Annotated in this window: 16 protein-coding genes; 9 read left to right on the top strand and 7 right to left on the bottom strand. The window is 65.1% G+C overall.

The annotated features are described in order from the left end of the window. Nucleotides 1-31: 31 nt before the first annotated feature. Nucleotides 32-529 (bottom strand): hypothetical protein, encoded by a 498-nt coding sequence (locus tag AC3WLX_RS00535; protein ID WP_492334309.1) that lies wholly within the window; start codon nucleotides 527-529, stop codon nucleotides 32-34. A gap of 94 nt (nucleotides 530-623) precedes the next feature. On the opposite strand from AC3WLX_RS00535, the gene AC3WLX_RS00530 reads away from it, so the two are divergent. Further along, nucleotides 624-983 carry a hypothetical protein gene (locus AC3WLX_RS00530; protein WP_492334308.1) on the top strand — a complete coding sequence of 120 codons (360 nt, stop codon included), beginning with the start codon at nucleotides 624-626 and terminating at the stop codon, nucleotides 981-983. A gap of 260 nt (nucleotides 984-1,243) precedes the next feature. Continuing rightward, the gene (locus tag AC3WLX_RS00525) at nucleotides 1,244-1,519 is read left to right on the top strand and encodes a GNAT family N-acetyltransferase (RefSeq protein ID WP_291628616.1); all 276 of its coding nucleotides are present in this window, start codon (nucleotides 1,244-1,246) and stop codon (nucleotides 1,517-1,519) included. Nucleotides 1,520-1,583: 64 nt separating this feature from the next. Here the strand turns inward: AC3WLX_RS00525 and AC3WLX_RS00520 are convergent, their stop codons facing one another. Further along, the gene (locus AC3WLX_RS00520; protein WP_492334307.1) at nucleotides 1,584-1,985 is read right to left on the bottom strand and encodes a DUF3597 domain-containing protein; all 402 of its coding nucleotides are present in this window, start codon (nucleotides 1,983-1,985) and stop codon (nucleotides 1,584-1,586) included. A 337-nt stretch (nucleotides 1,986-2,322) separates the two neighbouring features. Here AC3WLX_RS00520 and AC3WLX_RS00515 point away from each other — a divergent pair, with 337 nt between their 5' ends. The 7 genes from AC3WLX_RS00515 (at nucleotide 2,323) to AC3WLX_RS00485 (ending at nucleotide 9,319) form a co-directional block, all read left to right on the top strand. Next, nucleotides 2,323-3,231 carry a DUF2189 domain-containing protein gene (locus AC3WLX_RS00515; protein WP_492334306.1) on the top strand — a complete coding sequence of 303 codons (909 nt, stop codon included), beginning with the start codon at nucleotides 2,323-2,325 and terminating at the stop codon, nucleotides 3,229-3,231. 118 nt (nucleotides 3,232-3,349) lie between these two features. Continuing rightward, on the top strand, nucleotides 3,350-4,174 hold the full coding sequence (locus AC3WLX_RS00510; RefSeq protein WP_291628620.1) for a lytic murein transglycosylase: 825 nt from the start codon (nucleotides 3,350-3,352) through the stop codon (nucleotides 4,172-4,174). A gap of 441 nt (nucleotides 4,175-4,615) precedes the next feature. Beyond that, complete coding sequence (locus tag AC3WLX_RS00505; protein ID WP_007590701.1) at nucleotides 4,616-4,768, top strand: DUF1127 domain-containing protein; 153 nt, start codon at nucleotides 4,616-4,618, stop codon at nucleotides 4,766-4,768. Between the two features lie 125 nt (nucleotides 4,769-4,893). Beyond that, a complete protein-coding gene (trmFO, locus tag AC3WLX_RS00500; RefSeq protein ID WP_492334305.1) occupies nucleotides 4,894-6,321 on the top strand; it encodes a methylenetetrahydrofolate--tRNA-(uracil(54)-C(5))-methyltransferase (FADH(2)-oxidizing) TrmFO in 1,428 nt (475 codons plus the stop codon). A gap of 7 nt (nucleotides 6,322-6,328) precedes the next feature. Continuing rightward, nucleotides 6,329-7,423, top strand: coding sequence for a serine/threonine protein kinase (locus AC3WLX_RS00495; protein ID WP_492334304.1), 1,095 nt, complete (start codon nucleotides 6,329-6,331; stop codon nucleotides 7,421-7,423). A 95-nt stretch (nucleotides 7,424-7,518) separates the two neighbouring features. Beyond that, nucleotides 7,519-8,073 (top strand): CAP domain-containing protein, encoded by a 555-nt coding sequence (locus tag AC3WLX_RS00490; protein ID WP_492334303.1) that lies wholly within the window; start codon nucleotides 7,519-7,521, stop codon nucleotides 8,071-8,073. Nucleotides 8,074-8,140: 67 nt separating this feature from the next. Then, nucleotides 8,141-9,319: an aminotransferase class V-fold PLP-dependent enzyme gene (locus AC3WLX_RS00485; protein ID WP_492334302.1), complete on the top strand. Its 1,179-nt coding sequence runs from the start codon at nucleotides 8,141-8,143 to the stop codon at nucleotides 9,317-9,319. Nucleotides 9,320-9,331: 12 nt separating this feature from the next. Here the strand turns inward: AC3WLX_RS00485 and AC3WLX_RS00480 are convergent, their stop codons facing one another. From AC3WLX_RS00480 to secD, 5 genes are read right to left on the bottom strand one after another with little or no spacing between them, the layout of a single operon-like run. Further along, nucleotides 9,332-10,576: a threonine ammonia-lyase gene (locus AC3WLX_RS00480; protein ID WP_492334301.1), complete on the bottom strand. Its 1,245-nt coding sequence runs from the start codon at nucleotides 10,574-10,576 to the stop codon at nucleotides 9,332-9,334. Between the two features lie 45 nt (nucleotides 10,577-10,621). Then, a complete protein-coding gene (locus AC3WLX_RS00475; protein WP_492334300.1) occupies nucleotides 10,622-11,485 on the bottom strand; it encodes a phytoene/squalene synthase family protein in 864 nt (287 codons plus the stop codon). Further along, entirely contained in the window at nucleotides 11,482-11,865 is a 384-nt protein-coding gene (locus tag AC3WLX_RS00470; protein ID WP_492334299.1) for an Mth938-like domain-containing protein, read from the bottom strand. Before AC3WLX_RS00470 ends, AC3WLX_RS00475 begins: the two co-directional genes overlap by 4 nt. A gap of 60 nt (nucleotides 11,866-11,925) precedes the next feature. Continuing rightward, nucleotides 11,926-12,951: a protein translocase subunit SecF gene (secF, locus tag AC3WLX_RS00465; RefSeq protein WP_291626542.1), complete on the bottom strand. Its 1,026-nt coding sequence runs from the start codon at nucleotides 12,949-12,951 to the stop codon at nucleotides 11,926-11,928. 16 nt (nucleotides 12,952-12,967) lie between these two features. Continuing rightward, nucleotides 12,968-14,572, bottom strand: a complete 1,605-nt coding sequence (secD, locus tag AC3WLX_RS00460) for a protein translocase subunit SecD (protein WP_492334298.1) — start codon at nucleotides 14,570-14,572, stop codon at nucleotides 12,968-12,970. Nucleotides 14,573-14,614: the final 42 nt, after the last annotated feature.

Raw genomic sequence — 14,614 nt, 5'->3', positions numbered from 1 at the left:
GCCCTGCAAGGCCTGCGGCCGTGGACCTGCCCTACGGCTGCTTGAACGCAAACGGGGTCGCGCTGATGGCCTTGGTCTTCCAGCAGGCTTGCGCACCAAAGCCGCCGCAGAAGCTGCCATGCAGATCGAAGCGAATGGTGCGCGCGGCGCCGCGCTTCACCGGTGGGGCCATGATCCTGTAGCGGAGGACGTAGCCGTCGAACACCTCGCGCACGCTACCATCCGGCAGCGTCACCAGGATCTTCATGACGCATCCGCCGGTTCCGCAATAGGTCGTCTCGCGGTCGCCGCACTTGGTGTCCTGGAAATCGACGATGTAGTCCTCGCGGCCATCGCCGGTCAGGTCGATCCTGCGCACGGTATTGGGAGCGAAGGTCACCTCGCCGCCTTCCTGGCTCTTACATTCCTCATTGGCAAAGCGCACGGCCTTCTGCACGCCGGGCGGATAGTCGGCCGGGTTGAACGGCTTTGCGTCGTCGGCACGCGCGCCGGTCGCGAGCAAGGTCACGAGGAGGATCAGGTATCGCATTGGCGTTGGTCGCAACGACGAGCGCAATCGTTCAGGGAATCTTAAACATGATCGACGCAACCTCGCTCAGTTCTTGCGTATAGAGTGCAGCATCATGGTCAAAGCGCCCGCCCTATTCCTGTTGTCGCTGGCGCTCGCCGGATGTGTCGCTACTCCGCAAGCCCGCCTGGCTCCCGATCCCGCCTTCACGCCGGCGCGCTATGCCTGGGATGGCGCCGGTGAAAATCCCAATCGCCCGCGCGCTGCCTCACAATCGACGCGGACTGCTGCCGGCTCCGAGCGCAGCAGGTCGCAGGCTGGGCTTCAGCCCTATTCAAAGGAATGGTGGCAGGCGCAGGAAGGCACCGAGGCCGAACAGGACGCCAGAGTTAATCGCTCCCTGGTCATTTGCCGGGGATGCCTGCGCCAGCAGCCTCAAGCCGAAGATTCAAGGCTGGCCAGAGCGACTGATTGAAGGTGAATGCACAGGCCCGCCGGGCGAGTTGGCGGACTTGGCGAAATCCACAATCTCTGCGGCTGGCGATCACGACATTCCAAATGTCTTGGCGACCTGCGGCCGCGTTCGGGCGCATGTCATCTCTGGCAGACGGGAACCGAAGTCGCAGCGCGCGCATTTGCGGATATCTCCCCTGCGCCAATCTCCCTCGGTCTCATCTTGGCAAGGGTGGAGTCAGCCTCCTAGATCAGGCGAACTTGCATTGGGAAGGATCTCGCATGGCGGCATCGGTACGCGACAACAAGGACAAGAACCGTTTCGAGCTCGATATCGGCAGCGACATCGCCTTTGCCAATTACCGGCTGACGCCCTCGGCCGTCATCATCACCCACACCGAAACGCCGCCGGCGCTCCGCGGCCGCGGCGTCGGCTCCGAGCTGGTCAAGGGCGCGCTGGATCTGATCCGCCGCGACGGCCGGAAGGTGATCGCCGGCTGCGGCTTCGTTGCCGACTACCTCGACCGGCATCCGGAGGACGCGGATCTGGTCGCCTGAAGCAGAAGGGCCCGCGCGATGGCAGGCCCTTCCGGCACGACTGAGGTTCAGTCAGTGCTTGCGGTCAGTGCTTGATCTCCGGCGGCAGCTTGCCGCCGTTGGCGGCGAGCTTGGACATCACCTGCTTGTGCAGCCAGACGTTCATGCTGGCCGAGTCGTTCATGTCGCCGGTGTAGCCCAGCTCCTTGGCGAGATCCTTACGCGCAGCAAGGCTGGAATCGATGTCGAGCGCTTTCATGAGGTCGACGATCGAGGTGCGCCATTCGAGCTTCTCGCCCTTGTGCGCGGCCACCGCCTTATCGACGATCGCCGCCACGTCGACTGCCGACATGGGCGCGGCGGCCGGCGACGAAGCGCCCGGCGTGCTCCCTGCGGGCGCGCCGGACGAAGTGGCGCCACCCGCAGGCGCGGCGGAGGCCGGCTGGCTGCCGAAGATCGCGCTCATGATTTTCCCGAAAATGCTCATGTCTGCTCCCCGAAAAGGAATCCGTTGGAAGGGCCTTGCGCGGCACTTATAGACGAAGTTGCAGCGTCGCGCCTGCGAAGGTTCTGCGAACGACCAGCAGCATCAGCTTATCTGCGGCGAAATGACGGCCGAATGACATCGTCGTGGTTGCGCCGCGGCATCGAATTTCACCCAAGCGTGAGCGACAGGACGCGGACTTGGGCGTATGCTCGCGGTTCAGCTCGCGATGCCGTCCGAAATTCGCGTCTGGTCAGGATCGCGAAAGTTTCAAGAAGAGCGGCCGCTTGCGCCGTTGCGGGCGCAAAAGCATCCGCGCGCGGCAAGGGAGTTAGCGACCATGGCCACACTCTACCCCGGCAATGTCCCCACAATGGCCCAGCCCTCCGATGCGGCTGGACCGGTGATCCGGACCATCCAGCTGTCCGATCTGCATGACGCGCTCAGGTGCGGCTGGGAAGATTTCAAGGCTGTTCCGAGCCATGCCATCATCCTCTGCGTGATCTATCCGGTGCTCGGCCTCGTGCTCGCCCGCGTCGTCATGGGCTATTCGGTGCTGCCCTTGCTGTTTCCGCTGGCCGCCGGCTTCGCACTGGTCGGGCCCTTCGCGGCGCTTGGACTTTACGAGCTCTCCAGCCGACGCGAGCGCCATGAACCGGCAAGCGCGTGGGATGCCATGGAGGTGGTGCGCTCGCCTTCGTTCGGCGCGATGCTCGGCCTCGGCACGCTACTGCTCGCGCTGTTCGTGACCTGGGTTGCGACCGCGCAGGCGATCTATGTCGCAGCGTTCGGCTACGAGGGCGTGACCGGGCTGTCGGATTTGATGACGCGCGTGCTCACGACCGACCAAGGCCGGTGGCTTGTCGTGGTCGGCTGCGGCACCGGCTTCCTGTTCGCGCTCGCCGCGCTGTGCCTCAGCGTCGTGTCATTCCCCTTGATGCTCGATCGTCATGCCGGCGCGTTCGAGGCGATGAGCACCTCGCTACGCGTTGTCGCCAGAAACCCGGTGCCGATGGCAACCTGGGGCCTGATCGTCTCGGTGCTACTCGCGCTCGGCACGATACCGGCCTTCCTCGGACTCGCGGTAGTGGTCCCCCTGCTCGGACACGCCACTTGGCACCTCTACCGCAAGGTGATCGTGTCCGAGCCCGGAGCACATCCGATGCCACCCGCACCGCATCGTCCGCGCAAGCCGGCCGCCGACTTCCCCGCCAACCTCTTCCCGTGGCGGCATCGGACGGACCTCTGACAATCTCGTGACGTGCGGTCCTGCCCGCGCCGGACAGGGCCGCGCGCCTTGCTTTGGCCGCGGTTACAGCCGAGATTATGCTGCCGGTCAGATCAATTCACAGAATCCATTTCAGCTGATGACTCCGACGATTTCTCGTCTTGCTCTTGCAGCCTTCGCCCTCTCCGCGTTCCTAATCTCAGTCCAGCCGGCTTCCGCCGCGGCCGCCTGCGGCTCTGGCAATTTCGACGCCTGGCTTGCGGATCTCAAAACCGACGCGGCTACCAAAGGTATTTCGCAGCAGGTCATCGCCACCGCGCTCGCCGGCGTGACGCTCGATCCAAACGTGATCAACCGCGACCGCTCCCAGAAAGTCTTCAGCCAGACATTCGAGGAGTTCTCAGGCCGCATGGTGCCGCCGCGCTTGGAGCGTGGCTCGAACCGGATGAAGCAATACGGCTCGGTGCTGTCGCGCATCGAGCAGGCCTATGGCGTTCCCGGCGAAGTGCTGGTCGCGATCTGGGGACTGGAGACCGACTACGGCGTCAACACCGGCAAGTTCGCAACGATCCGCTCGCTGGCGACGCTGGCCTATGACTGCCGTCGATCCGAGCAGTTTCGCGCCGAGCTGCTGGATGCGCTGCGCATCGTCCAGCGCGGAGATCTGGCGCCTGCCGACATGAAGGGCGCCTGGGCCGGCGAGCTCGGCCAGACCCAGTTCATGCCGTCGTCGTGGATGAAGTACGCCGTCGATTTCGACGGCAACGGCAAGCGCGATCTTCTGCATAATGTGCCGGACGTGCTGGCCTCCACCGCCAATTATCTCGCCGGCTATGGCTGGCAGAAGGGTAAGGATTGGCAGCCGGGCAGTCCAAACTTCGACGTGCTCAAGCAGTGGAACAAGAGCGAGGTCTATTCCAAGACCGTGGCCTATTTCGCCACCCAGCTCGCCCGCGCTCCCTAGAGGCCAGCCGGCCGACGACGAATCTTTCACTGTCCCGACGCGCGGCTTCCGACGCAGCACTCTCCTATCCGCGCGGGCATAAAACTGAATTCAAATTCATAAACAAGCATCGGCTCCCATGCGAATCACGCGGGCGTGACTTGGGTTTACAAGCTACTTCTCAAGCTTGCCTACCGTGCTCAGACGAACTATTTCCTAACTAATCGAGGTCAGGCATCGACCTAAACCCGTTATTTTACGGGCGCTTAGCGCTGATCCAAAGCATTCCTGACCAAGCCTTGGGCGGGAGCGCCTACCAGTTAATCGTTCGTTACCTTCGCTATGCGCTCATCGCTTAGCTGCATCGCAACATAGGAACTTTCGCATCGCACCACTCTCATCTATATTCACTTCAACGATGAGGCTCGGGCAAGAGCTGAATCGAACTACAGGAGACTACCAATGCTGCTCTCGCTCATCCGCATGATCCAGGCATTCCGGGACTATCAGCGCAATGTTGCCGAGCTGTCCCAGCTCAGCGATCGCGAACTGGCCGATATCGGCCTCGATCGCTCGGACATCCCGCGCGTTGCCGCCGGCCAGTATCAGGGCTGATATCGCTCAGCCCTAACCGGACGACCCGATAGCGCCCGCCTCGTGCGGGCGTTGTCGTATCCGGTGGCAGAAAACTCGATCTCGGCGATTCCACTCGCCGCAGAAAAGCGCTACCTGTCCGCCCCATGACAGGACCCCAATCCAACATCGTCCACGTTATCGGCGCCGGCCTTGCCGGCTCTGAGGCTGCCTGGCAGGTAGCGAAATCCGGGGTGCCGGTGGTGCTGCACGAGATGCGGCCGACCCGCATGACCGAGGCGCATCGCACCGATGGACTCGCCGAGCTCGTCTGCTCCAATTCGTTCCGCTCGGACGACGCCGCAAACAACGCCGTCGGCCTCCTGCACGCCGAGATGCGGCGGCTCGACTCGCTGATCATGCGCGCCGCCGATGCGAACCAGGTGCCCGCCGGCGGCGCATTGGCTGTCGACCGGGACGGCTTCTCCGCCGCGGTCACCAAGGCGCTCAACGACCATCCCCTGATCGAGATCGCACGCGGCGAGATCGCGGGTCTGCCTCCGGCCGAGTGGGGCAACGTCATCGTTGCCACCGGTCCCCTCACCTCGGCGCCGCTGGCCGATGCCATCCGCGAGCTGACCGACGAGAATGCGCTCGCCTTCTTCGACGCCATCGCTCCAATCGTGCACCGCGAATCCATCGACATGTCGGTGGCCTGGTTCCAGTCGCGCTACGACAAGGTCGGCCCCGGCGGCAACGGTGCCGACTACATCAACTGTCCCATGACCAAGGAGCAGTATGACGGCTTCGTCGCCGCGCTGATGTCAGGCGAGAAGACCGAATTCAAGGAATGGGAGACCAACACTCCCTATTTCGACGGCTGCCTGCCGATCGAGGTGATGGCGGAGCGCGGCCCCGAGACGCTACGCCATGGCCCCATGAAGCCGGTCGGCCTCACCAATCCGCACGATCCCGCCACCAAGGCTTATGCGATCGTGCAGCTCCGCCAGGACAACAAGCTCGGCACGCTCTACAACATCGTCGGCTTCCAGACGAAATTGAAATACGGCGAGCAGCAGCGCATCTTCCGCACCATTCCCGGACTGGAAAAAGCCGAGTTCGCGCGCCTGGGTGGCCTACATCGCAACACCTTCCTGAATTCGCCAAAGCTGCTCGACACCCAATTGCGGCTGCGCGCACAGAAACGGCTGCGCTTTGCCGGCCAGATGACCGGCTGCGAGGGCTACGTGGAATCGGCCAGCGTCGGCCTGATCGCCGGTCTCTATGCCGCGGCCGACGCGCGCGGCGAGGCGCTTGTCAGCCCGCCCAGCACGACCGCGCTCGGATCGCTGCTCGGCCACATCACCGGCGGCCATATCGAGACCATCGAGCCGGGCACGCGCTCGTTCCAGCCCATGAACGTCAACTTCGGCCTGTTCCCGCCGCTCGCGACGGTCCCGACGAAGAAGCCCGACGGCACGCGGCTGCGCGGCAACGAGAAGACGGTGGCCAAGAAGCAGGCGCTGAGCGCGCGGGCGCTCGCCGATCTCGATCGCTGGATCGCAGATCACCTGCGCATTGCCGCCGCCGCATGAGTCTTCGATGAGTCTCCCCAAAGACGACGCCGCAGAGCTGTCGGCGCGCTGGACCGAGGGCGTGCTGCTCAAGCGCGACGTGTTCTCCACCGTCGAGCGCGGTCGCTTCCGCGCCGAGAGCGGCGAGACCGACGCGGTGCTGCGCCGGCTCGACGAAGTGCCCTGGTGGTCGCTTCTGCTGGCACGCCATCTGTTCGCGCGCGAGAAGCACGCGCTGGCGCTTGCCAAGGGTCTCGACGTCGGGCCTGAGCTGCTGTGGGCCGGACGGCGGGCGCTGGTGCGCGGCTTTGTCGATGGCGTCGCGCTGCATCTGGCCAAGCCCCATGGCAATCTCGCCTATTTCCGATCGGCGAAAGCCGTGCTGCGCCGGCTGCGCCGCGCCGGCATCTGCCACAACGATCTGGCCAAGGAACAGAACTGGCTGGTCGGCCGCGACGGCCGCGCCTATGTGACCGACTTCCAGCTCGCGGCCTGCTTCGACCGCCGCGGCCGGCTCTATCGCATCCTGGCCTATGAAGACCTCCGACACCTGCTCAAGCACAAGCGCTCCTACGCGCCGGAGGCCCTGACGCCGCGGGAGCGGAAGATTCTGGCGAAGAAGTCGCTCGCCGCGCGCCTTTGGCTCGCCACCGGCAAGAAGGTCTATCGCGCCATCACCCGCGGGCTGTTCAACTTCACCGACCGCGAGGGCGGCGGCCGCCGGCTCGTCAACGACGCGCCGGTGCTCGCCGAGCTGATCCGCCGCAATCCTGCCGTGCGCGATACCGCCATCGTCGCCTTCGCCGACCGCCGCTCCGGCGTCGGGCTCTATGCCTTCGTCGAAGCCGATCAGGCCGCGCTCGAGGGCCAGCTCCGCAGCGAGCTTGCCGCCGCCAAGGGACCGAAGCCGCCCGAGCACATCCAGGTCGTGCATGCGCTGCCCCGCAATAACAGCGGCGAGCCGCGCACCGAGGTCCTGCAACTGGTCGCCATGAACCAGCTCGATCTGATCGAGCCGATGATGAAGAACGAGCAGGACCGAGCCTTCCTCAAGGACATCCTGGAGCAGCGCAAGAACCTGCGCGACCGCTTCAATTTCGAGGCGGACCTGCCGACGCGCTAGCGCAGAGCCTGTGCCTTGAAGCGTCCACATTGGCGATGGAGAAGCGCTGCGATAACGCAAGGTCGGCACGGATGATGGGCGCTCGGGGGACGGTGATGCATCGTGTGGTTGGCGGCTTGATCGCCGGCCTTCTGCTGTTGGCAGGCGCCCCTGCGCTGGCGGACTCGCCAGCCGAGCTGATCTCGAGCTTCCGTCTCAAGCACGGCGAGCCCCGTGTCGTCCGCGACGCCACGCTCGACCGCATCGCGATGGACCAGGCCCGCGCGATGGCGGCCAAGGACGACCTCAGCCACGACGCACTCGGGCCGTTCAACCGCCGCGTCGCCCCGGCCGGCGCGGGCCGGGCCGCCGAGAACATCGCCTACGGCTACGACAATTTCGAGAAGACACTGGGCCAGTGGATCGACTCCTCCGGGCACCGCAAGAACCTGCTGCTGCGCAACGCTTCCCGCGTCGGCATCGCCAGCGCCAGGAATGCGAGTGGCAAGCGCACCTATTGGGCCATGGTCATCGCCGGCGACTACGCGCCGAAGGGCAAAGGCAAGAAAAACGACAAGGAGCCCGTCGTTGCTGTGAAGCGGGAGGTCGCTCCGGCCAGCAAGCCAAAGTCCAGCAATTGTCACGTCAAGCTGCTGGGGCTTTGCATCTGAGGCGGGCTCATCTTGCTCGCGGTCGGCAACGCGCCTAATTCATGGGTTGCAAGAATGGAGGGCGTCAGTGATCGACCTCGACCGAATACGTGCCGACACGCCAGCGGCCTCCCGGATCGCCTATCTCCACAACGCCGGCGCGGCGCTGATGCCGACCCCCGTCGCCGCTGCCATGAAGCAGCATATCGACCTCGAAAGCGCGATCGGCGGCTATTCCGCCGCCGATCGCGAGGCCGAGCGGCTCGATGCAGTCTATGGCTCAGTCGCGCGTCTGCTCAACGCCGCGCCCGACGAGATCGCGCTGGTTGAGAACGCGACAGTTGCCTGGCAGATGGCGTTCTATTCGCTTCCGTTCCGCAAGGACGATCGGATCCTGACCGCCGAAGCGGAATACGCTGCTAATTATGTTGCGTTTCTTCAGGTCGCGAAACGAACCGGTGCGGTCATCGATGTGGTGCCGAGCGATGCCAGCGGCGAGCTCGATATCGAGGCGCTCGAACGGATGATCGATGACCGGGTGAAGCTGATCGCGATCACCTGGGTGCCGACCAATGGCGGGCTGGTCAATCCAGCCGCGGCGATCGGCAGGATCGCGCGGGCGCATGGCATTCCCTATCTGCTCGACGCCTGCCAAGCGGTCGGGCAGATGGCGGTCGACGTCGAAGCCATCGGCTGCGACATGCTGTCCGCCACGGGCCGCAAGTTCCTGCGCGGCCCGCGCGGCACCGGCTTTCTCTACGTTCGCAGGAACATGCTGCAGCAACTCGAGCCACCGATGATCGACCATTTCGCAGCGCCCTGGGTCTCGCGGGACAGCTATCAATTGCGCGACGATGCCCGCCGCTTCGAGACCTGGGAGAACAACTACGCAGCCCGGTTGGGGTTGGGAGCAGCTGTCGACTACGCCCTTGAAATCGGCATCGCCCCCATCGAACAGCGCTGCCGCATGCTGGCTGGCCGACTTCGCGACGGCCTCGCGGCGCTTCCTGGCATCACCATTTGCGACCTCGGGCGCGCGCCCGGGGCCATCGTCAGCTTCACGATGAAGGGACATGAGGCGGACGCCATCGTTGCCAGCGCCGCTGCAGCCGGGATCACGATCGGCGCGTCCGATCCGTCGAGCACGCGCATCGACGCCGAACGTCGCGCGTTGCCGAATGTGGTGCGGGCATCACCGCATTATTACAACACGGAAGCCGAGGTCGACCGGCTTATCGTGCATCTAAAGGGTCTGCCGTCGCGGTAGTGTCCGCGCCGCTCAGGTGCATCGCGCGCTCAGTCCGGACGCACTGAGCCTGGCCATCACCTGGTCGAGGTGGGCGGCATCGCGGGTCTCGATGACAAGCTGCAGCAGCGTCGCCTTGGCCGGCAGGTCGGAGAAGGTCCGCTGATGCGAGACCTCGATGATGTTCGCACCCGCCTCGGCCAGCAGCGCCGCGACCGCGGCCAGTTGCCCCGGCCGGTCGGGGATATCGAGCGAGAGCTGCGTCAGCCGCCCCTCCCGCGCGAGCTCGCGGGTGAGCACGGAGGCGATCAGCCTGGTATCGATGTTGCCTCCGCTCAGCACCAGGCCGACCTTCTGGCCGGCGAAACGGGACGGATCAGACATCAGCGCGGCGAGGCCCGCGGCGCCGGCCCCCTCGACCACGGTCTTCTCGATCGAGATCAGGGTCGCGACCGCGCGTTCGAGCTCGGCTTCGTTGACGAGCGCTATGTCGTCGACGAGGCTGCGGACGATCTCGGTGGTGATCCGGCCCGGCGATTTCACCGCGATGCCCTCGGCCAGCGTATCGCCGCGCGCCGGCAGATTGCCGCCATGGATGGCGTTGTACATCGAGGGATAGAGCCAGGCCTCGACGCCCAGGATCCGCAGCGACGGCTTGATCGACTTTGCGGCAATGGCAATGCCGCTGATCAGCCCGCCGCCGCCGATCGGGACGACCAGCGTGTCGAGCTCCGGCACCGCCTTGAGCATTTCCAACCCGATCGTGCCCTGCCCCGCGATCACGAGCGGATCGTCGTAAGGGTGGACGAAGATCATGCCGTGCGCTTCGCCGTGGCTCCGCGCAAAGCCGGCCGCCTCTTCCAGTGTCGCGCCCGTGACCACCACCTCGGCGCCGTGATGCCTCGTGTTCTCGATCTTCACCATCGGCGTGCCGATCGGCATCACGATGGTGGCGGGAATGCCGAGCCGCTTGGCGTGGTAGGCGACGCCCTGCGCATGATTGCCCGCGGACATCGCGATCACGCCTCGCGCACGCTCTTCCGGCATCAAAGCGGTGAGCCGGTTGAGCGCGCCGCGCTCCTTGAACGAGGAGGTGAACTGGAGGTTCTCGAATTTGAGCCAGATGTCGCAGCCGCAGATGCCGCTCAGCGTGCGGCTGTAGCTGCAGGGCGTCTGGACGACGGCGCCTTGGATGATCTTGGCGGCCGCGTGAATGTCTTCCGGTGCGACCGGAAAGCCGCTGAGGTCAAGGGACGTGATGTCGGACAAGTCAGCCATGGGACAGCATAGAGCATTGGCCCGGCTCGGGCGATAAGCCAACCGCTATTTGGTAAATTCCCGCGAACGTGAAGCCCGCCACAGTGTCCACAGCGTGCGCAGCCGCGAGGGCGGTTGCGGCGCGAACGGATTGCGCCCGGGCTGCGACAGGCGCTTGAGGTCGGCTCGCGTCTGGCTCAACGACAGAAAGGCAGGACGCACCAATGCCGGCACCTGCGGCAGCAGCGACAGGGCCGTGGTCACGTGCTGCCGCGCCTCGCCGGCAAGCTGCTCCAGGACGGCATGCAGGCTCGGTGTCTCCTCGCCGGCGAAGACGTCCTCCATGCTGCAATCGTGCTTCTCGATCACCTGCTGCGGCAGGAACAATTGCCGGTGTGCGGCATCGCGCGGCAAGTTGGCGATGACCTGCACGATACCCTGCGCCAGGCCGGCATGGCGGGCGAGATGCTCGACCGCCTCCGACCGCGGTCCCAGAACCTGGGCCGCCAGACCGAATAGAGCCGAAGAGGTCGCGGCCAGATAAGCTTCCAGCGCCGCCATGGTCGGCATCGGATCGTTGTAGAGATCGAACTGGTGCTCTTCGGCAAGCAGCGACAGCGGCTCGACCGGCAGGTCGAAATCTCGGATCGCGCGGAGCAGCTCGGCTGCGACCGGATTGCCCTCCGCGCTGCCGTGGACATGGCCCGACAGCATGTCGGTCCACCATTGCAGGCGGATCTCACCGGGCAAGGGCTGGCTCACCTGGTCGCGGACGCGGACGATCTCGACGTTGAAGGCGTACAGCGCCTGCAGTGCGCGCCGCTCGGCGGCCGACACGAACAGGGTCGCGGCGTAGCGGGGAAAGTCATGGCTGCGCACGAGATCGGCGCAGAAGGCGGCGGAGTCGGATGGCGGCGGCGGGCTGCTCATGGCACGGCGATCAGCGCGGCGGCAACCCGCCGCCGCTCGCCGATCATGATGTTGTAGGTGCGCACGGCCGGCCCGGTCTGCATCGTGTCCAGCACGACCCCGACCGCCTTGAGCGCCTGTCGCAGCTCCGGTGGCGGCAGCCACAGCCCGGTGCCGGTGCCGACCAAGAGCGTGTCGATGCTGCTGGCCGCCGTGAACACGCGATCGAGTGAATAGCGGTCGATCTTGTCGGGGGCGGTCACGTCCCAGGCCCAGATCGCGTCGGGCAGGCACAGCAGCGAGCCCCGGTGCGACATGCCGGCGAACGCGAAGCCGCCCTTGCCATAGGCCTCGATCGGCGCCGAGCGCGGGAAATGCGGAGCGTTGGGATCGCCGGCCATGAGCCTCGTCCGAATGGGCTTACTGCCCTCGCAAACGCCTGCGAGGGCATGAGGTTCGGATCATGCCTTGCTTTTCTTCGCCGGCGTCGCCGTATCCGCCGCATCTTCGCGATGCTCGCCGACGCCGAGGTAGATCAGGATCGGCGCCGCGATGAAGATCGAGGTGTAGGTGCCGACCAGCACGACGCCGAACATCATCACCGCCGTGAAGCTGTGGATGGCGTGACCGCCGAACAGCAGCAGCGCCAGCAAGGCCAGCGTCACCGTGACGTGGGTGATGATCGAGCGCGAGAGCGTCGAGTTGATGGACTCGTTGAGCAGCTGCGGCATCGGCATCTTCTTGTAGCGTCGGAGCATTTCGCGGATCCGGTCGTAGATGACGACGGTGTCGTTGAGCGAATAGCCGAGAATCGTCAGCAGCGCCGCGATGCTGGTCAGGTCGAAATCGACCTGGCTGATCGACATGAATCCGATCGTCAGCACGATGTCGTGCACGTTGGCGATCATGGCGCCAAGCGCGAACTGCCATTCGAACCGGAACCAGAGATAGATCAGGATCCCGATGATCGCGAGCATCAGGCCGGCCATGCCCCAACCCAGTAGCTCGCCGGAGACACGCGGACCCACCACCTCGACGCGGCGATACTCGACGGACTCGCCGAGTGCACCGCGGATCTTGTCCACCGCGGCCTGCTGCGCCTTGTCCCCGCCCGGCTGCTCGGCAACACGAAGCAGCACGTCGGCGGGGCCGCCAAATTGCTGCAACTGGACTTCGCCAAGGCCGAGGCCGCCAAGAGTCGTTCGCATCTGCGCAAGATCGGCAGGGCCCGCCTTGGCCCGCACCTCCATCAAGGTGCCGCCCTTGAAGTCGATGCCGAAGTTCAAGCCATGGGTGAAGAACAGCACGATGGCGACGATCGAGAGCGTCGCCGAGATCGGGAACGAGATGCGGCGGAACTGGGTGAAGTCGAAATGCGTATCGTCCGGCACGATGCGCAGCGACGGCAAGAGGCCGAGCACGCTGACAACGGTCAGAACGGCAATCAGGATGCCGAGGGAGATGAGAACGAGTTGAGTAGTGGTCACAGCCGGCCTCGAATTATCAAATCGGCACGGTCTTCGGCCGCTTCCACTGCACCCACCACGCGACGATCAGGCGGGTCATGGTGAAGGCGGTGAACACAGTGGTGATGATGCCGATACCGAGCGTTACAGCGAAGCCGCGCACCGGTCCGGTGCCGATCATGAACAGCACGGCAGCGGCGATGAAGGTGGTGACATTCGAATCGAGAATGGTCGCAAGCGCGCGCTTGAAGCCTGCGTCGATGGCCGAGATCGGGCTTCTCCCGCCGCGCAGCTCCTCGCGGATACGCTCGTAGATCAGCACGTTGGAGTCCACCGCGATGCCGACGGTGAGCACGATGCCGGCGATTCCAGGCAGCGTCAGCGTGGCGCTGAGCAGCGACAACAGGCCGAAGATCATGGCGACGTTGATCGCCACCGCGATGTTGGCGAACACGCCGAACAGCCGATAGGTCAGCAGCATGAAGATGATCACCAAGATCGATCCGACATAGGCCGCAAGCTCGCCCTTGTCGATCGAGTCCTGGCCGAGGCCCGGACCGACGGTGCGTTCCTCGACCACCGTGAGCGGCGCAGGCAGCGCGCCGGCACGCAGCAGGATCGCGAGATCGTTGGCCGATTGCACAGTGAAATTGCCGGAAATCTGGCCTTGGCCGCCGGTGATGGGCTCGCGGATGACGGGCGCCGAGATCACCTTGTTGTCCAGCACGATCGCGAACGGCAGGCCCACATTCTCCTGTGTGGCCTGCGAGAATTTGCGCGCGCCCGAGGTGTTGAACTTGAAGCTGACGACCGGCTCGCCGGTGCGCTGGTCGAAGCTCGCCTGGGCGTCGGTCAGGTCGCCGCCGGCGACCAGCACCTGCTTCTTGACCACGTAGGGCGTGGGCGGCGGCGATGCGCTCATCAGCAGCTCGGAGTCCGGCGGCACCCTGCCCGTTTGCGCCTGATCCGGCGGCACGGAGGTGTCGACCATGCGAAATTCCATCTTCGCGGTCTTGCCGAGCAGCTCCTTCAGGCGCGTCGGATCCTGGAGACCCGGGACCTGCACCAGGATGCGGTCGTTACCCTGACGTTGGATGATAGGCTCGACGGTGCCGAGCTCGTTGACGCGCTTCTCGACGATCTGGATCGACTGCTCGATGGTCTTGCGCAGGCGATCGAGCATCGCGGCCTCAGGGATGGTCAGGCGGATGAGCCCGCCGCCGGCATCGGTCACGTCCAGGTCGCGCTGGCCGCTGGAGCCCATCAGACCGCCCAATGGCTGCGACAGCTCCCGCAGCTTGGATAGCGCAGTTTGCAGATCGGATTCCTTGGTGATGCGTGCCTCGACGGCATCGTTTCGCACAGCAATACCGCCGGTAAATCCGATCCGCGCATCGCGCAGCACCTTCTGTGCATCGCCGCGGATTTGATCGAGCCTCTGCTTCTTCACATAGCCGGCATCGACCTCGAGCTGTAGTGAGGAGCCGCCCTGAAGGTCGAGACCCAACACCAGCCGGCGCTGCGCCCAGGCGGGCCAGGTCTTGACCTGCGACTCCGGGAAGAAGTTCGGGACCGCGCAGAGGCACACGATCAGCGCCGTCAGGATGATCCCGAGCGCCTTCCACCGCGTGAAATACAACATCGACTGGACCTGTCAGATCGGGAGACTTGAGATGCTCGCGGA

The organism is Bradyrhizobium sp. FW305-F6 (assembly GCF_058782905.1).
This window is presented reverse-complemented; position numbering and strand designations above follow the sequence as displayed.